Source organism: Brevundimonas sp. Leaf363 (assembly GCF_001424025.1).
Taxonomy (GTDB): Bacteria; Pseudomonadota; Alphaproteobacteria; order Caulobacterales; family Caulobacteraceae; genus Brevundimonas.
Window position 1 is genome coordinate 1,213,289 of record NZ_LMPZ01000002.1, and the last position, 22,765, is coordinate 1,236,053.

Annotated in this window: 21 protein-coding genes and 1 tRNA gene; 13 read left to right on the top strand and 9 right to left on the bottom strand. The window is 69.5% G+C overall.

Translation table 11 applies throughout. From position 1 onward, the window contains the following. Nucleotides 1-117: 117 nt before the first annotated feature. The gene (locus tag ASG17_RS09080) at nt 118-819 is read right to left on the bottom strand and encodes a glycine zipper 2TM domain-containing protein (protein ID WP_056102062.1); all 702 of its coding nucleotides are present in this window, start codon (nt 817-819) and stop codon (nt 118-120) included. A gap of 151 nt (nt 820-970) precedes the next feature. On the opposite strand from ASG17_RS09080, the gene ASG17_RS09085 reads away from it, so the two are divergent. Together ASG17_RS09085 and ASG17_RS09090 are read left to right on the top strand one after the other, a co-directional pair. Next, a complete protein-coding gene (locus ASG17_RS09085) occupies nt 971-2,215 on the top strand; it encodes a class I SAM-dependent RNA methyltransferase (protein WP_056102065.1) in 1,245 nt (414 codons plus the stop codon). A 43-nt stretch (nt 2,216-2,258) separates the two neighbouring features. Beyond that, nucleotides 2,259-2,343: transfer RNA gene (locus ASG17_RS09090), tRNA-Leu, on the top strand. Between the two features lie 108 nt (nt 2,344-2,451). On the opposite strand, the gene ASG17_RS09095 is transcribed toward ASG17_RS09090, so the two are convergent. Continuing rightward, entirely contained in the window at nt 2,452-4,056 is a 1,605-nt protein-coding gene (locus ASG17_RS09095) for an amino acid permease (RefSeq protein ID WP_056102068.1), read from the bottom strand. A gap of 148 nt (nt 4,057-4,204) precedes the next feature. Between ASG17_RS09095 and hrpB the strand changes: the two genes are divergently transcribed. Beyond that, a complete protein-coding gene (gene hrpB / locus ASG17_RS09100; RefSeq protein WP_056102071.1) occupies nt 4,205-6,619 on the top strand; it encodes an ATP-dependent helicase HrpB in 2,415 nt (804 codons plus the stop codon). A gap of 62 nt (nt 6,620-6,681) precedes the next feature. Further along, on the top strand, nt 6,682-7,980 hold the full coding sequence (locus ASG17_RS09105) for an MFS transporter (RefSeq protein ID WP_056102074.1): 1,299 nt from the start codon (nt 6,682-6,684) through the stop codon (nt 7,978-7,980). Here ASG17_RS09105 and ASG17_RS09110 read toward each other — a convergent pair. The 3 genes from ASG17_RS09110 to ASG17_RS09120 are packed head-to-tail and all read right to left on the bottom strand — an operon-like array spanning nt 7,977 to nt 11,065. Continuing rightward, a complete protein-coding gene (locus tag ASG17_RS09110; protein WP_056103353.1) occupies nt 7,977-8,774 on the bottom strand; it encodes an RNA methyltransferase in 798 nt (265 codons plus the stop codon). The two genes, ASG17_RS09105 and ASG17_RS09110, sit on opposite strands and share 4 nt — an antisense overlap. After that, complete coding sequence (locus ASG17_RS09115) at nt 8,771-9,664, bottom strand: class I SAM-dependent methyltransferase (protein WP_056102077.1); 894 nt, start codon at nt 9,662-9,664, stop codon at nt 8,771-8,773. Before ASG17_RS09115 ends, ASG17_RS09110 begins: the two co-directional genes overlap by 4 nt. A gap of 21 nt (nt 9,665-9,685) precedes the next feature. After that, complete coding sequence (locus tag ASG17_RS09120) at nt 9,686-11,065, bottom strand: glycosyltransferase (RefSeq protein ID WP_056102078.1); 1,380 nt, start codon at nt 11,063-11,065, stop codon at nt 9,686-9,688. A gap of 94 nt (nt 11,066-11,159) precedes the next feature. Between ASG17_RS09120 and ASG17_RS09125 the strand changes: the two genes are divergently transcribed. From ASG17_RS09125 to ASG17_RS09140, 4 genes are read left to right on the top strand one after another with little or no spacing between them, the layout of a single operon-like run. Then, on the top strand, nt 11,160-11,792 hold the full coding sequence (locus tag ASG17_RS09125) for a TetR/AcrR family transcriptional regulator (RefSeq protein WP_056102082.1): 633 nt from the start codon (nt 11,160-11,162) through the stop codon (nt 11,790-11,792). Continuing rightward, nucleotides 11,789-12,571: an ABC transporter substrate-binding protein gene (locus tag ASG17_RS09130; RefSeq protein ID WP_056102085.1), complete on the top strand. Its 783-nt coding sequence runs from the start codon at nt 11,789-11,791 to the stop codon at nt 12,569-12,571. The genes ASG17_RS09125 and ASG17_RS09130 overlap by 4 nt, the downstream gene beginning before the upstream one ends. Further along, nucleotides 12,568-13,551, top strand: coding sequence for an iron ABC transporter permease (locus ASG17_RS09135; protein ID WP_156367785.1), 984 nt, complete (start codon nt 12,568-12,570; stop codon nt 13,549-13,551). The genes ASG17_RS09130 and ASG17_RS09135 overlap by 4 nt, the downstream gene beginning before the upstream one ends. Beyond that, nucleotides 13,548-14,312 (top strand): ABC transporter ATP-binding protein, encoded by a 765-nt coding sequence (locus ASG17_RS09140; RefSeq protein WP_056103355.1) that lies wholly within the window; start codon nt 13,548-13,550, stop codon nt 14,310-14,312. Before ASG17_RS09135 ends, ASG17_RS09140 begins: the two co-directional genes overlap by 4 nt. On the opposite strand, the gene ASG17_RS09145 is transcribed toward ASG17_RS09140, so the two are convergent. After that, the gene (locus tag ASG17_RS09145) at nt 14,278-16,356 is read right to left on the bottom strand and encodes a lytic transglycosylase domain-containing protein (RefSeq protein ID WP_235560395.1); all 2,079 of its coding nucleotides are present in this window, start codon (nt 16,354-16,356) and stop codon (nt 14,278-14,280) included. The genes ASG17_RS09140 and ASG17_RS09145 overlap by 35 nt on opposite strands. A gap of 110 nt (nt 16,357-16,466) precedes the next feature. Between ASG17_RS09145 and dapA the strand changes: the two genes are divergently transcribed. Then, nucleotides 16,467-17,351: a 4-hydroxy-tetrahydrodipicolinate synthase gene (gene dapA, locus ASG17_RS09150; RefSeq protein WP_056102094.1), complete on the top strand. Its 885-nt coding sequence runs from the start codon at nt 16,467-16,469 to the stop codon at nt 17,349-17,351. Beyond that, the gene (gene smpB / locus ASG17_RS09155; protein WP_056102097.1) at nt 17,351-17,821 is read left to right on the top strand and encodes an SsrA-binding protein SmpB; all 471 of its coding nucleotides are present in this window, start codon (nt 17,351-17,353) and stop codon (nt 17,819-17,821) included. Before dapA ends, smpB begins: the two co-directional genes overlap by 1 nt. On the opposite strand, the gene ASG17_RS09160 is transcribed toward smpB, so the two are convergent. The 3 genes from ASG17_RS09160 to ASG17_RS09170 form a co-directional block, all read right to left on the bottom strand. Beyond that, a complete protein-coding gene (locus ASG17_RS09160) occupies nt 17,818-18,018 on the bottom strand; it encodes a hypothetical protein (protein ID WP_056102100.1) in 201 nt (66 codons plus the stop codon). The two genes, smpB and ASG17_RS09160, sit on opposite strands and share 4 nt — an antisense overlap. A gap of 115 nt (nt 18,019-18,133) precedes the next feature. Next, nucleotides 18,134-18,766 carry a uracil-DNA glycosylase gene (locus ASG17_RS09165; RefSeq protein ID WP_056102103.1) on the bottom strand — a complete coding sequence of 211 codons (633 nt, stop codon included), beginning with the start codon at nt 18,764-18,766 and terminating at the stop codon, nt 18,134-18,136. Continuing rightward, on the bottom strand, nt 18,763-19,308 hold the full coding sequence (locus tag ASG17_RS09170; protein ID WP_056102108.1) for an NYN domain-containing protein: 546 nt from the start codon (nt 19,306-19,308) through the stop codon (nt 18,763-18,765). The genes ASG17_RS09165 and ASG17_RS09170 overlap by 4 nt, the downstream gene beginning before the upstream one ends. On the opposite strand from ASG17_RS09170, the gene folK reads away from it, so the two are divergent. From folK to ASG17_RS09185, 3 genes are all read left to right on the top strand, one after another. Next, entirely contained in the window at nt 19,307-19,867 is a 561-nt protein-coding gene (gene folK / locus ASG17_RS09175; protein ID WP_056102111.1) for a 2-amino-4-hydroxy-6-hydroxymethyldihydropteridine diphosphokinase, read from the top strand. The genes ASG17_RS09170 and folK overlap by 2 nt on opposite strands. Nucleotides 19,868-20,106: 239 nt before the next feature. Beyond that, entirely contained in the window at nt 20,107-20,466 is a 360-nt protein-coding gene (gene rpoZ / locus ASG17_RS09180) for a DNA-directed RNA polymerase subunit omega (protein ID WP_056102113.1), read from the top strand. Between the two features lie 203 nt (nt 20,467-20,669). Further along, nucleotides 20,670-22,736: a bifunctional (p)ppGpp synthetase/guanosine-3',5'-bis(diphosphate) 3'-pyrophosphohydrolase gene (locus ASG17_RS09185; protein ID WP_235560423.1), complete on the top strand. Its 2,067-nt coding sequence runs from the start codon at nt 20,670-20,672 to the stop codon at nt 22,734-22,736. Nucleotides 22,737-22,765: the final 29 nt, after the last annotated feature.

Sequence of the window (22,765 nt, forward strand, 5' to 3'; positions counted from 1 at the left end):
GCGTCGGGTCGAAAAGGCGGAGCCTTTTGACCGCGGCCCTCAAACAAAGAGAAACCGCCGGCGGATTTCTCCACCGGCGGCTCCCGTCACGTCGTTGATCGACAGGGGGGCTGAAAACTAATCAACGACGCGATACTGGCCGTACTGGTCGGGACAGGTCCGCACGTAGCGGGTGTCGTAGCGACCGTCGGGAAGGCGGACCTGGCTTTCGGCCAGACGGCATTGGTCGCCGTAGCTGGAGCCATAGGAAGAGTTGTAGCCGTAGCTGGACCCGTAACCGTCGCGGCGGTCATCACGGTCGTAACCGTAGCTGCTGTTGTCGTACCGGCTGTCATAGGCGCGGTCGTCGTAACGGTCGCGGTTGTCGTACCGGTTGTCATAGCGGTCACGGTCGTAGCCCTGATCGTAGCCGCCGTAGGCGTAGTCGCCGCGCTGGTCGTAGGACGAGCCGGAATAGGTCTGGCAGGCGTTGCTGCCGGAGCTGCGCGCCACGCTGCCGCCGATGACGGCGCCGATCACGCCGCCCAGAACGCTGCCTTCGGTGCGGCGACCTCGAGCGGCCAGCTGCGACCCGATCACCGCGCCCGCGCCGCCGCCGATCAGGGCGCCGGCTCCGGTGCGGCCCGTGCGCTGCTGGTTGCAGTAGTCGTAGGGACGGCCGTAGCTGTCGTAGCGGGTGGCGCCGCCATACGGCTGGGACTGGCCATAGCTGTAGGGTTGGGCGGGATAGTAGGTCTGGGCGCTGGCGACAGCGGGGACCAGAGCCGTGGCGGCGACCGCCGCGGCGGCCAGTGAGAGCTTCAGAGATTGCGAACGCATGGTGCGCTTCCTTCCTTCAGATGAAGCGCTGAACGTCTGCGCCCCCGACCTGTTGCGTCCGTTGTAGAAGGGCCAAGCTGAACGGCCGTTGAGAACGCCGTTCATCTCCGTTCATGTTTCGCCGCGCGCGCAGGACCGCTAGAAGCCCAGGATGCGCCAGACCCTGATTATCGACCGCGTCGGCGGGCAGGGCGACGGCGTGGCGCACACGGCCGATGGGCCTGTCTTCGCGCCCTTGACCCTGGCCGGCGAGACCGTGGAGGCGCAGGTCCGCGACGGCCACGCCGAAGACGTCGTCATCGTCTCGCCCAGCCCGGACCGGATCGCGCCGGTCTCGCCGCAGTACGGCGACTGTGGGGGGTGTTCGCTGCAGCACTGGGCGGCCGAGCCGTATCTGGCCTGGAAACGCGAACAGGTGATCGCCGCCCTGTCGCGCTTCGACGTCCAGACCGAGGTGGAAGCCACGGTCGCGACGCCGCCGGGGTCGCGGCGGCGGCTGGCTCTTCACGCGCGGCGCGGACCGGACGGACGGGCGCTGCTGGGGTTCAAGGCGCGCAAGTCGTGGCGGCTGGTGCCGATCAGCGAGTGCCCGATCGCCGATCCGCGCCTGGTCGCGGCCCTGCCGGCGCTTCGCGAGATCGCCACGCCCCTGCTGGAGCACCCGAAGTCCGCGCCGACGCTGCACGTCACCCTGACGCTGACCGGGCTGGACGTCGATGTGACCGGCGTGGAGCGCAAGACCGGCGGCCTGTCCCGCGACGCCCAGATGCAGGCGATCATGGCCGCGCGGCGCGCCGATGTGGCGCGGCTGAGCCTGGCGGGCGAGGTGCTGGTGGGCGCGCGCCCGCCGCAGGTGACGTTCGGGCCCGCGACCGTGACTTTGCCGCCCGGCGGCTTCCTGCAGGCGACGCCCCAGGCCGAGGCGGCGATGGTGGATCGGGCCGTGGCGGCGGCGAAGGGCGCGTCGAAGATCGCGGACCTGTTCTGCGGCGCCGGGACCTTCACCTTCCCGTTGGCCACAGTCGCCCCCGTCGTGGCGGCGGATGGGGCGGCCGAAGCGATCGCGGCGTTGAAGGTCGGCGTCACCTCCGCCCGCGGGATGAAGGCCATCAAGGCCGAGGCGCGCGACCTGTTCCGCCGCCCGATGACGCCCTTCGACCTGAAGGGCTGCGATGTCATCGTCTTCGACCCGCCCCGCGCCGGCGCCGAGGCGCAGACGGCCCAGATCGCCGGCAGCGGCGCCTCGGTCGTGGTCGGGGTGTCGTGCAACCCCCAGACCTTCGCCCGCGATGCGCGGACCCTGATCGACGCCGGCTTCCAGCTGGAACGCGTGACCCCTATCGATCAGTTTCTCTGGAGCGCCCACGTGGAGCTGGTCGGGGTGTTCCGGCGCTGATGCTTGCTCAACAGGGCGTCAGGCCCTAGAGCGACCGTCCGGCGCGGATGTGGCGGAACTGGTAGACGCACTGGATTTAGGTTCCAGCGCCGCAAGGCGTGGAGGTTCGAGTCCTCTCATCCGCACCAAGCCTTCTTCGGGGGCTATCGCTCGCCGCATGGCGGCTCGCTGCTTGAGCTCGTCGCGCGACAGGTGCGCAAAGTAAAAGGCCCGGGATTGCTCCCGGGCCTTTCGCTTTAGCCGTTGTCCTCGCCGGGCGTCGGCGCGCCCGGCATGGGCGGCACCGGGACCTGCGGCGCGTCGGGATCCAGCTCCGGCACCTCGACCAGGCCGCGCGCGACGTGGCTCTTGCGGAAGCCGTAGGCGAAGTAGATCACCAGGCCGATGGCGCCCCAGATCGGCAGCACCAGCTTGGCGTCGTGCGGCAGGTTCCAGAACAGGAAGGCGCAGCCGATGGCCGACAGCGGCGCGATGATCCACACCAGCGGCGTCTTGAACGGACGGTTCCGGTTCGGATCGGTGCGGCGCAGGATCAGCACGGCGATGGACACCATGAAGAAGGCGAACAGCGTGCCCGAGTTCGAGATGTCGGCCAGCTGACCCACCGGGAACAGGGCGCCGCCGACGGCGACGGCCAGGCCCGTGACGATGGTCACGACATACGGCGTCTTGAACTTGGGGTGCATCTTGGTCAGGCCGTCGGGCAGCAGACCGTCGCGCGCCATCACGAAGAAGATGCGGGTCTGACCGAAGATCATCATCAGGATGACCGAGGGCAGGGCCAGCATGGCGGCCAGGCCTAGGGCGTTGCCGACCTGCGGATGACCGATGACACGCAGCACGTGGGCCAGGGCCTCGTTCGAGCAGACCAGCTGTTCGGCGTTCATGGGCAGGGCGCAGGCGGCGACGAAGGCGGGCGAGCCCGGCTGGACGGCCACACCGCCCGCGCCGAGCACCGGTTGGGCGCCGATCGCACCGGCGGCGCCGAGCGCGACCAGCAGATAGAAGACCGTACAGAAGGCCAGCGAACCGATCAGGCCGATCGGCACGTTGCGCTGCGGGTTCTTGGTCTCTTCGGCGGCGGTCGAAACCGCGTCGAAGCCGACGTAGGCGAAGAAGATCGAGGCGGCGGCGCCGACGACGCCCATGCCCGAATAGGCGCCGAACATGCCGTTGGGCGCGAAGGGCGACAGGTTGGCGGTGTCGATCACCGGCAGGGTCAGGACGATGAAGACCGTCAGGGCGACGACCTTGATGGCCACCAGCACCGCGTTGACGCGCGCCGATTCCGTCGTGCCGACGACCAGCAGCGCCGTTACGGCCAGGGCGACGATGATGGCGGGCACGTTGACGATGCCGGCCGAGAAGTCCGGCATCGGAATGATGCCGTTCATGGCCCAGGTCGGGCCAGCGGACAGGAGGTCTGGGAAGTCTATCCCCAGCCCCTTCTCGATCAAGCCCAGCACATAGCCGGACCAGCCGACGGACACGGCCGAGGCGGCCACCGCGTATTCGAGGATCAGCGCCCAGCCGACGCACCAGGCCAGCAGCTCGCCCATGACGGCGTAGGTGTAGGTGTAGGCGGAGCCGGACACCGGGGCCATGGCCGCCAGTTCCGAGTAGCAGAGCGCCGCGACGGCGCAGACGGCGCCGGCGATGACGAAGCTGAGCATCATGCCCGGGCCGGCCTTCTGCGAGGCGGCGGCGGTCAGGACGAAGATGCCGGTGCCGATGATGGCCCCGATCCCCAGAAGCGTCAGCTGGACCGGCCCAAGTGTCCGATGGAGCGACTTTTTCTGTGCTGTCGCCAGGATGGCGTCGAGCGACTTAACGCGCCACATGAATATCCCCTCGTGTACAAAACGGCCCCGACGCCGTGCTTTGGGGCGGACGCTAGCCACGGAAAGGCCACGAAGCAACGCGGTTTCCATTTGGTGAAGGTCCGCCGACGCTTTCGTGACCCCGGTTCGGGCGGCTAAGGCTGCCGACATGTTGCCCATCCACGCCGTTCTGGAGCCGTTGAAGGCCGCGCTGGCGGCCGGGAACACCGCCGTGCTGGCGGCGCCGCCGGGGGCAGGCAAGACGACGGTCGTGCCGTTGGCGCTGCTGGACCAGTCGTGGCTGGGGGACCAGACCATCATTGTGCTGGAGCCGCGCCGGCTGGCTGCGAGGGCGGCGGCGGAGCGGATGGCGGCGACGCTGGGCGAGGCGGCGGGCCAGACCGTCGGCTATCGCACCCGGCTGCAGAGCAAGGTCGGGCCCAAGACGCGCATCGTCGTGGCGACCGAGGGCGTCTTCACGCGGACGGTGCTGGACGATCCGGCGCTGGAGGGCGTGGGCTGCGTCCTGTTCGACGAGTTTCACGAGCGCAGCCTGGACGCCGATCTGGGCCTGGCCCTGGCGCGCGACAGTCAGTCGGCCTTGCGTGAGGACCTGCGGCTGCTGGTCATGTCGGCGACGCTGGATATCGCCGGCGTCTCGCGCCTGCTGGACGCGCCCGTGATCGAGGCCGAGGGGCGGGTCTTTCCCGTCGAAACGAAATATCTCGGCGCCGGCCTGCGGGTCGAGGACGCGGCGGCGCGTGCGGTGCGGCAGGCTCTGGATGAGGAGACCGGGTCCATCCTCGTCTTCCTGCCGGGACAGGGCGAGATCCACCGCACAGCGCAGCGCCTGGCCGAAAGCGTGCGGCGGCCCGATGTCGATGTGGTCGCCCTTTACGGCGCGCTGGACAAGGGCGAGCAGGACCGCGCCATCCAGCCGGCGCCGGCGGGCCGCCGCAAGGTCGTGCTGGCCACGTCGATCGCCGAGACCAGCCTGACCATCGAAGGCGTGCGCGTGGTCATCGACGGCGGCCTGTCGCGCGTGCCCCGCTTCGATCCGGCCAGCGGTCTGACGCGACTGGCGACCGTGAAGGTCAGCCGCTCCTCGGCCGAACAGCGGCGGGGCCGGGCCGGGCGCACCGAGCCCGGCGTCTGCTACCGCCTGTGGGACGAGGAGCAGACGCGCGGCCTGATCCCGCACCAGAAGCCCGAGATCACCGAGGCGGATCTGACGGGGCTGGCGCTCGACCTCGCCCGTTGGGGCGCGCGGTCCGCCGAGGGGCTGGCGCTGCTCGACCCGCCGCCGGCCGGCGCCTTCGCCGAGGCGCGCAAAGTGCTGACCCGGCTGGGCGCGCTGGATCCGAGCGGCGGCCTGACCGACCACGGCCGACGGCTGGGCCGGATCCCGCTGGCCCCGCGACTGGCCCATCTGATCGCCGAGGCGTCGGACGCGGGCGATGCGGCGGGCGGCGCGCGGATCGCCGCCATCCTTAGCGAGCCAGGGCTCGGCGGTAGTGATGTCGCACTTGCGGATCGCCTGCGCCGCTTCGACCAGGATCGAGGCCCGCGCGCCAACGATGCTCGCCGCCTGATCGACCGCTGGGCGCGGGCTGCTGGCGGCGGGTCGGGCGGGCAGGCGGACGCCGGCGCCCTGATCGCCGGCGCCTTTCCCGAGCGGATCGCCAAGGCGCGGGGCAAGCCGGGCGAGTTCCTGCTGGCGTCGGGGCGCGGTGCTGCGGTGGACGGCGGCGATCTGGTCGCGCGCGAGCCGTGGCTGGCGGTGGCCGAGCTGGGCGGCGGCGACGCCCACGACCGCATCCGTCTGGCCGCGCCGCTGCATCCGGCCGATCTCGAATCGCTGATGAAAGAGGAAGACCGGCTGTCGAAGGAGCCGTCCGGCAAGCTGATGCTGCGCCGCGTGCGGCGGCTGGGCGCCATCGTCGTCAGCGAGCGGCTGATCGGCCCCGCTGATCGCGCCGCCGTGACGGCGGCGCTGAAGGCTCAGGTCGAGGCTGAGGGCCTAAAGGCGCTTCGCTGGAGCGAGCGCTCGGCGGCTCTACGCGCCCGGCTCGCCTATCTGGCGGGCTTCGAGGACGGTTGGCCCGCCGTCGACGACGATGCCCTGCTCGCGGCCCGCGAGACCTGGCTTTGGCCACTGCTGGACACGGCGCAGTCGCTGGAAGCCATTCCGGACGGCCGGCTGGAGGAGGGCCTGCGCACCCTGATCCCCTGGGACCGCCACCGCGCGCTGGACGAACTGGCGCCCGCCCGCCTGCAGACCCCGCTGGGCAGCGCCGCCATCGACTACGCCGCCGAGGGCGGGCCGCGCGTCGAGATCCGCGTGCAGGAGCTGTTCGGCCTGAAGACCCATCCCGGCGTCGGCGGCGGCCGCACGCCCCTGGTCCTGAGCCTCTTGTCGCCCGCCCGCCGGCCGATCCAGGTGACACGCGACCTGCCGGGCTTTTGGGCCGGATCGTGGAGCGCCGTCCGCTCCGAGATGCGCGGTCGCTATCCGCGCCACCCGTGGCCGGAAAACCCCGCCGAGGCCGCGCCTACCAATCGCGTGAAGCCGCGCGGAACCTGAACGCTTGCTTCGGAGCGCCGCCGGCCCCAATCACAGCGTCACCGTTCGTGGAGACCGACGCCATGGCCAAGTCTGATGCCGCCCTCGCGCCTTCGGCCTCCAAGGGCCGCGTGCTGTTTGCCAGCCTGATCGGCACCACGATCGAGTTCTTCGACTTCTACATCTACGCCACCGCCGCGGTGCTGGTCTTCCCGGCGCTGTTCTTCCCGGGCGGTGACGCCACGGCGGGAATGCTGAAGTCCTTCGCCACCTTCGCCATCGCCTTCTTCGCACGGCCCATAGGCGCGGTGATCTTCGGCCACTTCGGCGACCGGATCGGCCGCAAGGCGACGCTGGTGGCGGCGTTGATGACGATGGGCTTGTCCACGGTCGCCATCGGCCTGTTGCCCACCTACGCGCAGGTCGGCGTGGTCGCGCCGCTGCTGCTGGCCCTGTGCCGGTTCGGCCAGGGACTGGGCCTGGGCGGCGAGTGGGGCGGCGCGGTGCTGCTGGCCACCGAGAACGCGCCTCCCGGCAAGAAGGCCTGGTTCGGCATGTTCCCGCAGCTGGGCGCGCCGATCGGCTTCATCATCTCGACCACGTCCTTCATCGCCCTGACCACCTTCATGCCGGACGACGCCTTCCTCAGCTGGGGCTGGCGCATCCCGTTCATCGCCAGCGCCGTCCTGGTGCTGGTCGGGCTGTGGGTGCGGCTGCAGATCACCGAGACGCCCGAGTTCAGCCGCGCCATCCAGAAGCACGAGCGCGTCAGGGCCCCCGCCGTCACCCTGTTCAAGAACCATCTGGGCGCCGTGGTTCTGGGCGCCCTGGGCGGGGCGACGACCTTCGTCATCTTCTACCTGCTGACCGTTTGGGCGCTGGGGTGGGCGACGACCAGCATGGGCCTGACGCGCGGCGACATCCTTCCGATCCAGCTGATCGGCGTGCTGTTCTTCGCCGCCTTCATCCCGATCGCGGCGCTGGCGGCCGACAAGTTCGGCCAGTTGCGCGTGCTGATGGCGGCCTCGATCGGCATCGGCCTGTTCGGCCTGTGTTTCGCGCCGCTGTTCGACCATGGCGTGACCGGGCTGTTGTTCTTCTTCGCCATCGGGTTCGCCCTGATGGGCTGCACCTACGGGCCGCTCAGCGCGGCGATGGCGCGGCCCTTTCCGGCGACGGTGCGGTACACGGGCGCGTCGATGGCCTTCAATCTGTCGGGCATTCTGGGCGCTTCGATCGCCCCGTATGTGGCCCAGATGCTGGCAGAGAGCCGGGGCCTGTTCGCCGTCGGGGTCTATCTGGCCGGCATGGCGCTGATCACCACTCTGGCGCTGTGGGCAATGACGCGGTTGAAGAACGAGGAAGGCGAGGGCGCGACCTAAAGCGCGTCCGTCACGGCATAGGCCATCACGCCCGTGGCGATGGCCAGGTTCAGGCTGTCGGCCCGGCCGCGCATCGGGATCTTCACCGTCATGTCGCAGGCGGCGGCTAGGGCGTCCGTCAGTCCCGCCTGCTCATTGCCCATCAGGATCAGGCTAGGCGCCGCATAGGGCGCGTCGCGATAGCCGTGCGTCGCATCCAGCCGCGTGCCGATCACCGGGCCCGGCCAAGTCGCGCGCCACGCCAGGAACTCGGCCTGGTCGCACTTCGCCAACTGGATCGCGAAGACCGACCCCATCGTCGCCCGCACCGCCTCGACCGAATAGGGGTCAACGCAGTCATCGATCAGGATGACCCCACCACACCCGGCCGCGTCGGCCGTGCGGATGATGGTCCCCAGATTGCCGGGATCGCGCACCTGCTCCAGCGCGATCCAGCATCCCGCAGCGGTCGGGTCCAGCGACGCCAGCGGCGCATAGGCCTGGTCGAACACGCCCAGCACCGTCTGCGGATTGTCGCGCCGGCTGATCTTCTCCAGGATCGCATGGGTGACGAAGACGATCCGGCCGCCCGAGGCGCGGGTCTCCGCCTTGGCCCGGTCTAGCAGCGGGTGCGGCCGCGCATCCTCGCCGACCAGCAGCATCCGCGGCGCGCGCCCCTGATCCAGCGCCTCGCCGATGAACTTCAGCCCCTCGGCCAGGAACTGACCCGTTGCGTCGCGGGTCTTGCGCATGTGCAGCGCCCGCACGGCCTTGACCGTGTCGTTGGTCAGGGAGGTGATGGTCGCCTCGCTCACGCCGACCACCGCGCGAAGAAGCTCAGGCCGATGGCGCGCGGATCGGCGCCCGTTTCCGCCAGCGCCAGCTCGCCCCAATCCACGCCGCCGCCCCGGTTCGCCGTTTCCTGCGCGACCAGATGGCCCAGCGACAGGCCCGAGATTCGCGCCGCATAGGCGTTGACCAGCAGGAAGTCCGCCTCGTCCGTCAGCAGGGCCGCGCAGTCCGCCACCAGCCCCGGCAGGTCCTCGAACAGCCGCCACACCTCGCCCGTCGGGCCGCGCCCGTATTTGGGCGGGTCCAGCACGATGCCGTCGTAGCGCGAGCCGCGCTTGACCTCGCGCGCCACGTATTTTCGGGCGTCCTCGACGATCCACCGCACCGGCTTGTCGGCCAAGCCGGAAAGCTCCGCATTCTCGCGCGCCCAGGCGACCGACTTCTTGGAGGCGTCGACGTGGGTCACTTCCGCGCCCGCCGCCGCCATCACCAGACTGGCCACGCCGGTATAGCCGAACAGGTTCAGTACGCGCGGCCGCTTCCGCGCCGCCACCCGTTGCCGCAGCCACGCCCAGTTCGCCGCCTGCTCGGGGAAGAAAGCCAGGTGCCGGAACGGGGTGAACCGGCCGGTGAACTTCACGTCCTCCCAGCCCAGCGGGAAGTCGCCCACCGCCTTGCCAGAGAAGCGCCAGCGCCCATCGTCTTCCTCGTCCTGCGCCTGCGGATCGAAGGTCGCGGTGGCGCGCTCGAAGGCGGCCGGATCGCGCGGCGCCCACAGGCACTGCGGCTCGGGTCGCACGACCGTGTGCCGGCCATAGCGCTCCAGCTTCAGCCCATGGCCGCTGTCGATCAGGGCGTAATCGGACCAGCCTTCGGTGGTCAGGGTCGTGGGCTGGGGAGCAAGGGCGGCCATGCGGCTGCTTAGTCGCTCCTGTCAGGCCGCGTCCAGTCGCGGCGCGGCCTCCGTCTCCGGCAGATGGGGCGTCTTGTCCCAGACGTGCGGCTGGGCGATCAGCCGCCACAGGGCGTGGAAGAAGCCCAGGCTGAGCATCGACCAGTAGAAGGGCGCGAACGCCATGTCCCGCAGGTCATAGGGGATCCCGGCGCGCCGTGCGCCGAACACCGCCGAGCCCCATGCGGACAACATCCCCAGCGTCAGCGTCGCCAGCGCCATCAGCGGCGTCGCCGGCGACACGCCGGCCGCGACCGACAGGCTGACCGACGCCCCCAGCCAGGCCAGAGACGGCCCGATCGCCAGCGCCGCCAGCAGCGACAGCCCCACCGTCATCGTCATGGCCAGGAAGCCGCGCCAGCCCATTTCGCGCGGCCGGCGCGTATGCACGCCCCAGGTCTGCATGTAGCCCTTCAGCCACCGCGTTCGCTGCGGCAGCCAGGTGACCAGCCCGCCCGGCGGCGCTTCCCACGTCGGCGGGCGAATGACGCCCAGCGTCCAGTCATGCCGCCACAGCCGAAAGCCCAGGTCCGCGTCCTCGGTGACGTTGTAGGGATCCCATCCGCCCATGGCGGCCAGCGCCTCCATGCGGATGTGGTTGCTGGTGCCGCCCAGCGGGAAGGGCAGGCCGAGCCGCGTCAGGCCGGGCAGAGTGACCTCGAACAACGAGGCGTACTCCACCGCGAACTGCCGATCCATCAACGGCGAGCGTGTCGGCCCGCGCCGGCGGATCCGAAGCGGAGCCTGCACGCAGGCCAGTCGCGGATCGGCTCGGAAGGCGCGGGCGGCGGCCCGCAGCTGACCCGGATCGGGCGCGTCCTCGGCGTCATAGATGGTCACCAGATCGCCGGTCGCGAAGCGCAAGGCGTAGTTCAGAGCCCGCGGCTTGGTGCAGGGGCCGCCGGGCGGGACCACCACGACGGTCATCCAGTCCGGTCGCGGGGCCGCCTTCGCCGCGGCCTGCGTCGCGAGGTCGTGCGCCTCAAGCACCAGAAAGACCTGCAACCGGTCGGGCGGATAGTCCAGCGCCGACAGGTTGGCGACCAGCTGGTTCACAACCGGGGCCTCGTCGTGAAGGGCGGCGAGTACGGTGTATCGAGGCCAGGCGGGCGGATCGGCGGAGACCTCGACCGGGCGCACCCAGCTGACGACAATCAGCAGGATGCGCCACGCGGACACCGCCAGAAACACCACCTGTACCAGCACCAGCAGGGCGACCGTCGTGATCAGCGGAAGGACGGCGAAGCCCAGCGCTGCGATGGCGACGATGGCTGCGGCCACCGCCGCCTGCGGGCGGGTCGCGCCCAGGCGCGCCGCACTCTCCTCGAAGGCAGGTCCGTTCGCGACAATCCCATTCGCCATAAGGTAGTGCTAGTGTTGATTTTCTCGCCTCGCAATACGGTTGGCGCGACTTGCGGTTGGGGCTAAGCAAGGCCGATACCGAGGGAGGCCCGATTTGGCCGGTGTCACGACTTTGCCCGCGCGCTCAGCACGCAAGCCCAAGGGCGAGGGCCATTCCAGGCGCGCCGAGATTCTGGCGGCGGCCGAGCGGATCTTCGTCGAGTGCGGCTACGAAGGGGCCACCATCCGCAAGATCGCGGAGGAGGTCGGCCTGTCGTCGACCGCCCTCTACATGCACTTTTCCGAAAAGAGCGAGATCCTGCTCGAAATATGCCGCAACGCCTTCGAGCAGTTGGCGCGGAACCATCACGCCATCTATTCGCAAGACGCGCCGCCAGAGGTTCGTATTCGTCGGATGCTGGAGGCGTATATCACCTTCGGGTTCGAGCATCCGAACGCTTACCGCCTGATCTACATGACCCGTCCGGCCGAGGCGCGAGAGGCGGCGGAGGACGCGGCGATGGTGCAGGGGGCCGAGCTGTTCGTTTCCTTCCAGTCCTTGCTGGAGCAGGTCGCAGCGGAGGGCCGCCTGAAGCGCGACACGACGGCGGCCGCCCAGTGCCTGTGGGCGGGGGCGCACGGCATCGTCTCGTTGGTGATCACCAAGCCCTACTTCGACTGGACCGACCGCCCGCTCTTTGTCGACACCATGCTGGACTCGCTGTTCGAGGGCATGATCCGGTCGTGAGGTCGGCGATCGGAGCGCTGCTCGCGCTCGTCGTTCTGACCGGCGCGACGCCGGCCCTGGCGCGGCCGCTTCGCGTCATGTCGCTGGATCAGTGCGCGGATCAGTATGTCCTGGCGCTGCGGCCGGACGCGGAGCTCTATCTCTCGCCGCGCGCCGACGATCCCGACGCCTATCTGCGGACCCAGGCGAAGTGGCGTCCCAAGGTGCGGCCGACGCTCGAGACCGCGATGATCCTGCGACCCGGCGTGGTGGTCCGTTATTGGGGCGGAGACGCGCGCATGCTGGCGCGCCTGGATCAGCAGGGCGCGCGGACGGTGACGATCCAGGACGCGCCGGACCTCGACGGCGTTCGCAGAAATATCCGCGCGGTCGCGGCCGTCCTGGACGCCCGAGAGCGGGGCGAGGCCCTGATACGCCAGATGGACCGCATGCCGCCCCGCGCGCCGCGCGGGCCGTCGGCGCTCTATCTGACCGCCGGAGGCTTCACGGCCGGGCCGGGCACGCTGATCGACAGCCTGATCCGCCGCGCGGGCTACGCCAATGCGGTGACGGCGCCCTTCTTCCAGCCGGTTGGATTGGAGCGCCTGATCCTGCAGCCGCCCGCCAGACTGGTGCTTGGCTTCTTCGAGCAGGCGCGGTCCGACTGGCGCGGCGTCGGACGCCACCCGGCCTTGCGTGACCTGTTCGCCACGCGGCCGGTCACACGCTGGCCAGCGGCCGTCCTGACCTGTCCGGCCTGGTTCAGCGCCGAGGCTTCCGAACGACTGGCGGGCGCATGAACCGCCGCCTTCTGATCGGCTTGAGCGCCGCCCTGCTGCTGGCCCTGATCGCCGCCGTGACCTTTGGAGAGGTCGGGCTGTCGTTGGGTCAGTACGCCCAGGCCCTGACCGATCCCGGCTCGCCGGCGGGGCAGGTGCTGTGGCTGGTCCGCGCGCCGCGCGCCGTCTGCGCCGCCGCCGTGGGAGCCGCGCTCGGCCTGTCCGGCGCGGTGATGCAGGGGCTGCTGAGAAATCCGCTCGCCGATCCCGGCGTACTGGGCGTTTCCGCGACGTCCGCTCTGGCCGCGGCGCTCGGGATTGTCGTGGGGCTGGCCGCCGTCCCCGGCGCGGTCGAGAGCCTGGCCCTGATCGGCGCCGTTGCCGGCGGCCTGTTGTTGATCGCCTTCGCGGCCCGCATCGCCGCTCCCGAGGCGCTGATTCTGTTCGGCGTGGCGCTCAGCAGTTTCGCGGGCGCGATGACCGCCCTGATCTTCAACCTGTCGCCGTCGCCCATCGCTTCGGCGGAAGTGATGAACTGGCTGCTTGGTTCGGTGCAGAACCGGGGCTGGAACGATGTGCTCTGGGCCGCCTTGCCGATGCTAGCCGCAGCCGCTCTGGCCTCGCTCGCGCGGCCCGGCTTGCGGATGCTGACACTGGGAGAGGAGGCCGCCGCCACCTCCGGCCTGCCGATGCGGCGACTGCGCCTGCTGGCCCTGGCCGCCGCCGCCCTGTCGGCCGGTGGCGCCGTCGCGGCCGCCGGCATCATCGGCTTCGTGGGCCTGGCCGCGCCGCATCTGGTCCGCGCCGCCGTGCGCGGCGATCCCGGCCGCCTGCTGGCGCCCTCGGCCCTGGCAGGCGCTCTGATGCTCATGGTCGCCGACCTCCTGGCCCGCGTCACGCCGACCGATCAGGAGCTGAAGCTCGGCGTCTTCACCGCCCTGGTCGGCGCGCCCCTCTTCGCCCTGATCGCCTGGCGCGCGGCGCGGGAATGGCGCGCATGAACCGGCTAGAGCTCCGCGACGTCACCGCCCGGCTCGGCGGCCGCACCGTTCTGGACGGCGTGTCGCTTCGTGTTGGAGCGGGCGAGTTCGTCGCCCTGTGCGGCCCGAACGGGGCGGGAAAATCCTCTACGATCCGGGTCGGTTTGGGCTTGTTTCAGGTAGAGGGTGGCGAGGTTTGGCTGGGCGACGAACGCCTGTCGACCATGAACGCGAAATCGCGCGCCGAGGCCGCCGCCTACTTGCCGCAGGAACGCCGCGTCGCCTGGAACATGCCGGCCCGCGCGGTCGCCGCCCTGGGCGTTCCCTTCCTCTCCGGGGGCGCCGCCGACGCCCGCGCTGACTGTGCTCTGGCCGAGGTGGAGGCCTCGCATCTGGCCGAGCGGGGGTGCGCCGACATGTCCGGCGGCGAGCGCGCCCGCGTCCTTCTGGCCCGCGCCCTGGCGTCGGACGCCCCATTGCTGCTGGCCGACGAGCCGCTGGCCGGGCTCGATCCCGACGCCGAACTGATGGTCATGGACCGGCTGAAAGCGCGCACGCGCGCCGGGTCTAGCGTCGTCGCCAGCCTGCACGACCTGGCGCTGGCTGCCCGCTACGCCGACCGCATCGTCATCATCGACCGAGGCCGCATCGTCGCCGACGCTGCGCCGCGCGATGCGCTGAGCGACGTCGTCCTGGCCGATGTCTTCAAGGTCGCAGGCCGTTGGTCGCCGGCGGGCGACCTCAGCCTTACTCGCTGTCGGACGGGGTCGGCAGCGGCGTAGCGTCGTACGGCGTGGCGCTCTGATACGGCGACGGACCCGGCCGGACGCCCGCCCGCAGGTCTTGCGACAACGTCAGCGGCGCCGACCCGCCGTTCAGCCGCGCCTTGTAGACCGACATGTTCTCCATCACGCGCATCATATAGTTCCGCGTCTCGGTGAAGGGCGCGCATTCAATAAAGTCGGCCGGATCGACCTGACCGCCGCGGGGATCGCCGCACCGCGCCACCCACTGCGGAGCCCGCGCCGGACCGGCGTTATAGCCGACAGTCGTCATCAGCATCGAACCGCCGAAGTTGTTCATCAGCTCGCCCAGGTGATAGCTGCCCAGGGTCATGTTGTAGTCCGGGTCCCATAGGCGCTCGGCCGAGTAGCTCATGCCCAGGCGCCGGGCGACGCCCGAAGCGGTCGAGGGCAGGAACTGCATCATGCCGCGCGCGTCGGCGTGCGAGCGGGCGCGCGGATCGAAGCTGGATTCCTGGCGCGTGATGGCCAGGGTGAAGGGCAGGGGCGCCGCGCCCGAGACCGACGGCGGAATGCGGATCGGATACTGCCGCTCGGGCATCAGTATGCCGCGCTGGCTGGCGGCGCGACCCACCATCATGGCGGTAAAGCCCTCGCCATAGCCGCGCGACATGTCCATCAGCAGCGCCAGATCGGTGGGCGTCGGCAGGGTGTCGTCCAGCTGATAGGCGAACACCCGGAACAGGGTCATCTCGCCGGTTTCGCCCAGGATGCGCGTAGCGCGCACCACCTCATTAGCCTCGAACCGCGCGACATCGGCCTCGGACGGCGCCGGATCGCCCGGCAGGGTCAGGGTCGTCATGCCGGCCTTCTCGGCGGCCAGCTGGCCGTAAAAGGTCTGAATGTGCTGGGCGCCGGCCCGGTAGTAGTTCTGCGCCCCGGCCGCATCGCCGCGCGCCTCCGCCGCCCGGCCCAGCCAGTAAAGGGCGCGGCCCTGGGTGATCGGCGTCTGCGACACCTGACGCAGCGTCTCGAAATGCCGCGCCGCCGTCGCCGGATCATTCAGCTTGGTCAGCGCCACCCAGCCGGCGAAGAACTCGGCGTCCACCTTGCGATCGCCGGTCGAAAAGTTGTGGCCGTTGAAAGCGTCATAGGCGGCGCGCCACTGGCCCTGTTGAAGGGCGTCCAGGAAGTAGTTTCGACGCTCGCTCCACAGGCTGTCCTGCGCCTCCTTTCCCTGCGGCGCGGCGGGCAAGGCGCTGAGCAGCGGGTAGGCTTCGCTTCCGCGGCTCTGGCTGCGAAGAATGCGGACGCGCTCGAACACCACGGCCGGGTCCATCGCCTGGCTTGGCGACAGGCCGGCGACGACGCCGTCGGGGCTGTAGGCGGTGCGCAGCTGAAGGACCGCGCTGGCGATCTGGGCGCGGTCGGACGGGACCAGATTGATCATCGCCCGTGTCGCCGGACCATGCGGGCCCAGCAGCAGCATGTTCAGTCGCGCCTGATGATCGGCGCTGGTCAGCCACGGGCCCCAACGTCCCAGTATGCGGCTCTGGGACGCTTCATCGAAGGTCTGGGTCGTCCACCAGGTGCGGATCAGGCTCTGGGCTTCGTTCGCGCGGCCGCTGTTCTCAAGCGCCCCGGCCAGGGCGATGGCGCCCTCGACCGTCGTCGGCTGGCTCGAGCCGAAGAACTCCAGCACGGCCTGCGTGCCTGGATTCGCCAGGTCCAGCGCCTTCTCACCCGCGGACCGGCGCGAATCACTGCGCGGCCAGGCGGTCATCGACCCCTGCGCCTGCGCCAGCTGGCCATAGGACAGTTGCGTCGCCGAGGTGTCGATCAGCGCCCATTCGACCAGCTTTCTCGCCGTCGGGTCGCTTATCTGGGCCATGGCCGACTGCGTGCCGATCACGTCGCGGGCGCGCGCGGCGGCCAGTCCGGTACGGAAGGCGGCGGTGTCAGCGTCGCTCAGCACCCGGCCCTGATAGCTGGCCGAGGCGACATAGGGCGTCGGGCTCGAATTCAGATCCTGAGGATTCGGCGCGGCGATGGCCAGAACGGCCGCCAGGGTCGTCGCAATCATGAACTTTCCGATCCCCATTCATCCTAGTTGCGGCCGGGCGACCGGCAACCTACCCTCCCGCGCTTACTTGCGGCGTTCGCCGTCAAATCCCGCACAGGCCCTTTGTTTCCATGACCGCCCCCTTGTTCAAGGGCGTGATCACCGCCCTGATCACACCTCTTCGTGACGGAAACGTGGACGAGGCCGCCTTCGTGCGTTTGCTGGAGCGCCAGATCGCCGCAGGCGTGCACGGCGTGGTGCCCATGGGCACGACCGGCGAGAGCGCCACGCTGACGGACGCCGAGCACAGACGCGTCGTCGAACTGTGCGTCGAGACCGCCGCAGGCCGCATTCGCGTCATCGCCGGCGCGGGCTCATCGTCGACAGCCCGGACCATCGATCTGGTCCGCCACGCAAAGAGCGTCGGCGCCGACGGCGCCCTGGTGGTCACCCCCTACTACAACCGGCCTTCGCAGGCGGGCCTCGCCGCCCACTTCGAGGCGATCGCCGACGCGGTCGAGCTGCCGCTGGTGCTTTACAACGTGCCGGGGCGCACCGGCGTCGACATGGCCAATGAGACGGTCGCCCGAGTCGCAGCTCACCCGAACGTCGTCGGCATCAAGGACGCGACAGGCGACATGGCGCGGGCCAGCTGGATGCGCGCCCACATCGGCGGCGGCTTCGCCCTGATCTCGGGCGACGACGCCAGCTTCCTGGGCTACGTCGCCCACGGGGGCCATGGCGTCATCTCGGTGACGTCCAACGTCGCGCCCGAGGCCATGGTGGCGCTGTACGACGCGGCGGCGGCGGGCGATCTGACGACGGCGCGCGAGTGGCAGGACCGCCTCTCGGACCTGCACGTCACCCTGTTCAGGGACGCCTCGCCGTCCCCGGCCAAGTACGCGCTGTCGCGGATGCAGCTCTGCGGCGAGGAGCTTCGCCTGCCGCTGACGCCGATGCGGGCTGATCTGGCGCCGGTGATGAATGCGGCGCTGGGCCGTGCGGGGCTCGCGTAATGGCGTCGGAAAAGCCCAAGACCAAGCTGATCGCCGAGAACCGGCGCGCCCGCTACGACTACTTCCTGGAAGACAACGTCGAGGCCGGCATCATGCTGGTCGGAACCGAGATCAAGGCGCTGCGCGACGGACGGGCCAATATCGCCGAGAGCTATGCGGCGGTGGAGGGACGCGAGATCGTGCTGATCAACGCCGACATCCCGCCCTATAAACAGGCCAATCGCTTTAACCACGAGCCACGACGCCCGCGGAAGCTGCTTCTACATCGCAAGCAGATCGATCGGCTGATCGGCGCCGTCCAGCGCGACGGCCAGACCATCATCCCGCTGCGGCTCTATCTGAACGAGGCTGGCAAGGCGAAGCTGGAGATCGCCCTGGCCAAGGGCAAGAAGCTGCACGACAAGCGCGAGACCGAGGCCAACCGCGACTGGCAGCGTGACAAGGCCCGCCTGATGCGAGAGCGCGGCTAGGTGATCGGTTGGGCGTCGCTGACGCCCGGCATCGGAGCGAATTGGAACGAGCTCGCTCCGTCCACGCCCAGCGAAGGGCGGCGGTAGGTCTGTTCCACCAGCACGCCGAAGCTGGTCACCGCGACGACGGCGGCCAGGGTCCAGCCGGCGAGGCGGCGTTCCTGTGCGCTGAACAGATTACTCTTAGACTTGGCCATGGAGCCCTCCCTCGGAGTGCTGAACGGCGTCGTTGCGACCCTGTTCCCACAGGCGATCACCGGCGCACAAGGAGGCTGATTCGCGTGGCGGGCGGAGCACAGTCGCTGACCCCGATCAGGCGTCGATCAGGTCTCGCGCACGTTGGAAGACCGCCTCGAACATGGGCGCCGTCAGGCGGCCGGTGTTCGTGTTGAGGCGACTGCAGTGATAGCTGTTCAGGATGATGTAGCGGCCGGTGTCGAACTCCACGCCGTGTCCCGCCGGCGCGGCCGAGCCTTTCAGGCCCAGCGCCTTGAGCACATTGCGGCGTGAGACATCGCCCAGGGTGACGATGACCTTCAACCGGGGCAGGGCGGCCAGCCGATCGATCAGGAAGGGGCGGCAGGTCGTCTCCTCGACCGGCAGCGGCTTGTTCCCCGGCGGCGCGCAGCGCACGGCGTTGGTTATCATGCAATCCACCAGCTCCAGCCCGTCGTCGGGCCGGGCGTCATAGGTCCCGCGCGCGAAGCCGGTCTTCAGCAGGGTCTCGTACAGCATCCAGCCGGCGCCATCGCCAGTGAAGGGCCGTCCCGTGCGGTTGGCTCCGGTGCGGCCGGGCGCGAGGCCCGCGACGAGCAGGCGCGCGTCAGGATCGCCGAAGGACGGCGCCGGGCCGTTGAACCAGTCCGGGTTCTGCCGCTGGTTCTCGGCGCGATAGGCCACCAGCCGGGGGCACAGCGGACAGTCGTGGGGTGGTTCGGGCCTCATGCGTCGCGCGGCGTCCGGGCGCGACCGAAGACGGGCAGCAGATCAAACAGTTCGATGAAGTCGTCGGCCTGGCGCCGCAGATCGTCGGCCGCGTGCGGCGGCTGGGTCTTCTGGCTGGACAGGACGGTGACCTTGACCCCCATCGCCTGCACCACCTCGACCAGCCGCCGGAAATCTCCGTCGCCGGACGCCAGGACCACGTGATCCAGCTTGGGAGCCAGCGCCATCACGTCGACGGCGATCTCGACGTCCATGTTGCCCTTCATCCGACTGTGCCCCTGGGCGTCGGTGAACCGCTTCACCGGCTTGGTGACGACCGTGAAGCCGTTGTAGCCCAGCCAGTCGACCAGCGGGTTCACCGGCGAGAACTCTTCGCCCTCGACCACCGCCGTGTAATAATAGACGCGGACCAGCTGCGACTGCTCGGCGAACCATTCCAGCATTCGCTTGAAGTCGAGGTCGGTCTGAAGGGCGCGCGTCGTTGAATGCAGGTTGGCCCCGTCGATGAAGACGGCCAGTCGATCGTTCGGATGAAACCGCATGGGCGAGGACGACACAGGGATTGGACCGGCGACCGTCGTGGGAATCGACGACGGCTTCGATCTGGACGCCGCAGTCATCGTGGCCCTCGGCTGCAATGACAAGGGGGTCTGGTCGTCCTGCCGCGAGGCGCTGGAGGCGGCGCTGTGCCGGTTCCGCAGCGAGGGAATGGACGTGGTCGCCCGATCCAGCTGGTGGCGCTCGGACGCTTGGCCCGACCCGACAGACCCGCCTTTTCTCAACGGCGTCGTTATCGTCCGAACCGATCTGGACGCCCACGGCGCCATGGCGGCGCTGGGCCGGATCGAGGACGCCTTCGGGCGGCTGCGCAGCACGCGCAACGCGCCGCGCACCCTTGACCTGGACCTGATCGCCTACGGCCGCCTGACCGGCGACCTGAACGGGCTGATCCTGCCGCACCCGCGCGCCACCGAGCGGCTGTTCGTGATGGGGCCGTTGGCCGAGATCGCGCCGGGCTGGGTCCATCCCGGCGGCGGCACCGCGGCGGGGCTGGCGTCCTGCGCCGAAGTGGGGCGGGATGCGCGGCCTCAGGCTTTCTAGTGTCCGTCATCCTCGGACTTGATCCGAGGATCAGGTTTTACGGTGCGCAATCCAGGCAGGCTGAAACGCGGCGCTTGGAGCCATCTGACGGTCGGCACGATCGCCGCCTGATCCTCGGCTCAAGTCCGAGGATGACGGTGGCGGCAAAGGGGTAGCGCCCTAAAACCGCCCACCTCGCATTGCATCAACGGCGCTACACCTATATTCAGCGCGGTTCTCCCCGCGCCCGAGGATTGTTCATGGCTCGCGTCACTGTCGAAGACTGCATCGAGAAGGTTCCGAACCGGTTCGGCCTGGTTCTGCTGGCGGGTCACCGCGCGCGGAACATCGCCAACGGCGCGGCCCTGCTGATTGATCGCGACAACGACAAGAACCCGGTCGTCGCCCTGCGCGAACTGGCCGAGGACAAGATCGCTCCGCCGGAGCTGTACGAAGCCATCGTCGTCGGCCTGCAACGGGTCGACGAGCGCACCGAAGCCGAGGACGAGGCCGAAACCGTGGCTCTGCTGGCCGAACCCCAGCACATGAACATGGCCGAACAGGAACTGATCCGCGCGCTGCAAAGCGATCGCGATGGCGGACAGGAAGAGCGCTACTGACGGCGGAGCCGGCCACCGGCGTCACCATCCTTCCGGCCCGGTCGCCAGAGACCCCGCCGGCCCTCAAAGCTGCGAACGACGTTACAAAACCGGCCGCGCCGAAACGCGCGCCGGTTTTGCGCCAATTCGAGCTGATCGAGGCGGTCAAGGCGTACGATCCGACCGCCGACGAGTCCTTGCTGAACAAGGCCTACGTCTACGCTATGAAGATGCACGGGTCGCAGTTGCGGGCCTCGGGCGATCCCTATTTCGCGCACCCGATTCAGGTCGCGGGCATCCTGACGGACTACAAGCTCGACACCGCGACCATCATAACGGCGCTGCTGCACGATGTGGTCGAGGACACCTCGGCGACCCGCGACGACATCGCCGGCCTGTTCGGCGAGGAGATCGCCGTCCTGGTCGAGGGCGTCACCAAGCTGAGCCGCCTGGAGCTTCAGGCCGAGCACACGCGCCAGGCCGAGAACCTGCGCAAATTCATCCTGGCCATCAGCCGCGACGTTCGCGTCCTGCTGGTGAAGCTGGCCGACCGTCTGCACAACATGCGGACGCTGAAGTACGTCAAGCCGGAGAAGCGCGAGCGCATCAGCCGCGAGACGCTGGAAGTCTATGCGCCGCTGGGCCGCTCCATCGGCATCCACTCCATCGCCTCCGAGCTGGAGGAACTGGCGTTCGAGCACCTGAACCCGACGGCCCGCACCGCCATCGAGCGGCGACTGGAGGCGCTGAAGTTCGAGCACGGCGCCGCCACCGACAAGGTTTCGCGCGAGATCGAGCGTGTGCTGTCCGAGGCCGGCATCACGGCCCGCGTCTTCGGGCGTCAGAAGACGCCGTACTCGATCTGGCGCAAGCTGCAGCGCAAGGCCGTCGGCTTCTCGTCGCTGTCGGACATCTACGGCTTCCGCGTCATCGTCGAGGCCGAAGACGACTGCTACCGGGCGCTGGGCGTCATCCATCGCGCCTGGCCGATGGTGCCCGAGCGATTCAAGGACTTCATCTCGACGCCCAAGTCGAACAACTACCGCTCGCTGCACACCACCATCGTGGGATCGGCCGGCCTTCGTATCGAGATGCAGATCCGCACCGAGGCGATGGACCGAGTGGCCGAGGACGGCGTCGCCGCGCACTGGGCGTACAAGAACCACGCCTACGGCCTGGACCGAGAGGCCATGACGGCGTCTGGCCTGCGCGACCCGCTGCAGAACCTGCGCCACCTCGTGCAGGTGATCGAGCACGGGGAGGGCGGCGACGATTGGGTCGAGCACGCCAAGCTGGAGATGTACCTCGATCAGGTCTTCGTCTTCACGCCGAAGGGCAGCCTGATCACCCTGCCGCGCGGAGCGATGGCGCTGGACTTCGCCTATGCGGTCCACACCGAGGTCGGAGACACCGCCGCCGGCGTCAAGGTCAACGGCGAGCTGAAGCCGATGCGGACCCAGCTTCAGAACGGGGACGTGGTCGAGATCGTGCGCGGCCAGAAGCGCGAGCCGCCTGCCGACTGGCGCTCTTTGACCATCACCGGCCGCGCCCGATCCGCCATCCGCCGCCAGATACGCTCCACCGAGCGGGATGAGTTCCTGCGCCTGGGTCGCGGCGCGCTGGACCAGACGGTGTCAAAGGCCGGCAAGTCGCTGGTTGCCGTGTCGCTGCAACCCGCGCTCGAAGTGCTGGCCATCGCGTCGGAGGCAGATCTGTTCGAGACCATCGGCCGGGGCCGCCTGTCGCCCGTCACCGTGGCCGAAATCCTGTTCCCGGCGCTGAAGGGCAAGATCGCTTCGGCGGTGTCCAAGAAGAAGATCCAGGACAACCGCGCGCGCCTGTTCATTCGCGGCAGCGGCCTGACGCCGGGCGTCAGCATCCACTTCGGCCAGTGTTGTACGCCGTTGCCGGGCGACCGGATCGTCGGGATCATGGAGCCGGAGAAGGGCCTGACGGTCCACACGATCGACTGTCAGAAGCTGGCCGAGTTCGCCGATGACGACAGCGTCTGGCAGGATTTGCAATGGACGCCCCAGGCCGAGCAGGGCGCCGTCGGCATTGCCCGGCTTCGCGCCACGGTGAAGAACGGCATCGGCGTGCTGGGCCAGGTCACGACCCTGATCGGTGAAGTCGGCGGCAATATCCGCAACCTGAACCTGGCGCACCGCCAGGAGGACTTCTTCGACGTGCTGCTGGACGTCGAGGTCCAGGACGCCAAACACGCCACCACCCTGATCGCAGCGCTGCGCGCCAATCCGTCGGTCGAGAACGTGGACCGCGTGAAGGGGTGACAACGGCGGTGGCGGCGCTATGACGCCCT

What these genes read in the sequence shown, in the direction of transcription:
- ASG17_RS09160 (WP_056102100.1), bottom strand. Translation starts at nt 18,018, where the DNA reads ATGGCCAAGTCTAAGAGTAATCTGTTCAGCGCACAGGAACGCCGCCTC.
- ASG17_RS09140 (WP_056103355.1), top strand. Translation starts at nt 13,548, where the DNA reads ATGAACCGGCTAGAGCTCCGCGACGTCACCGCCCGGCTCGGCGGCCGC.
- rpoZ (WP_056102113.1), top strand. Translation starts at nt 20,107, where the DNA reads ATGGCTCGCGTCACTGTCGAAGACTGCATCGAGAAGGTTCCGAACCGG.
- ASG17_RS09135 (WP_156367785.1), top strand. Translation starts at nt 12,568, where the DNA reads ATGAACCGCCGCCTTCTGATCGGCTTGAGCGCCGCCCTGCTGCTGGCC.
- ASG17_RS09105 (WP_056102074.1), top strand. Translation starts at nt 6,682, where the DNA reads ATGGCCAAGTCTGATGCCGCCCTCGCGCCTTCGGCCTCCAAGGGCCGC.
- ASG17_RS09115 (WP_056102077.1), bottom strand. Translation starts at nt 9,664, where the DNA reads ATGGCCGCCCTTGCTCCCCAGCCCACGACCCTGACCACCGAAGGCTGG.
- ASG17_RS09145 (WP_235560395.1), bottom strand. Translation starts at nt 16,356, where the DNA reads ATGATTGCGACGACCCTGGCGGCCGTTCTGGCCATCGCCGCGCCGAAT.
- ASG17_RS09170 (WP_056102108.1), bottom strand. Translation starts at nt 19,308, where the DNA reads ATGCGGTTTCATCCGAACGATCGACTGGCCGTCTTCATCGACGGGGCC.
- smpB (WP_056102097.1), top strand. Translation starts at nt 17,351, where the DNA reads ATGGCGTCGGAAAAGCCCAAGACCAAGCTGATCGCCGAGAACCGGCGC.
- ASG17_RS09095 (WP_056102068.1), bottom strand. Translation starts at nt 4,056, where the DNA reads ATGTGGCGCGTTAAGTCGCTCGACGCCATCCTGGCGACAGCACAGAAA.
- hrpB (WP_056102071.1), top strand. Translation starts at nt 4,205, where the DNA reads ATGTTGCCCATCCACGCCGTTCTGGAGCCGTTGAAGGCCGCGCTGGCG.
- ASG17_RS09185 (WP_235560423.1), top strand. Translation starts at nt 20,670, where the DNA reads ATGAAGATGCACGGGTCGCAGTTGCGGGCCTCGGGCGATCCCTATTTC.
- dapA (WP_056102094.1), top strand. Translation starts at nt 16,467, where the DNA reads ATGACCGCCCCCTTGTTCAAGGGCGTGATCACCGCCCTGATCACACCT.
- ASG17_RS09120 (WP_056102078.1), bottom strand. Translation starts at nt 11,065, where the DNA reads ATGGCGAATGGGATTGTCGCGAACGGACCTGCCTTCGAGGAGAGTGCG.
- ASG17_RS09165 (WP_056102103.1), bottom strand. Translation starts at nt 18,766, where the DNA reads ATGAGGCCCGAACCACCCCACGACTGTCCGCTGTGCCCCCGGCTGGTG.
- ASG17_RS09085 (WP_056102065.1), top strand. Translation starts at nt 971, where the DNA reads ATGCGCCAGACCCTGATTATCGACCGCGTCGGCGGGCAGGGCGACGGC.
- ASG17_RS09080 (WP_056102062.1), bottom strand. Translation starts at nt 819, where the DNA reads ATGCGTTCGCAATCTCTGAAGCTCTCACTGGCCGCCGCGGCGGTCGCC.
- folK (WP_056102111.1), top strand. Translation starts at nt 19,307, where the DNA reads ATGGGCGAGGACGACACAGGGATTGGACCGGCGACCGTCGTGGGAATC.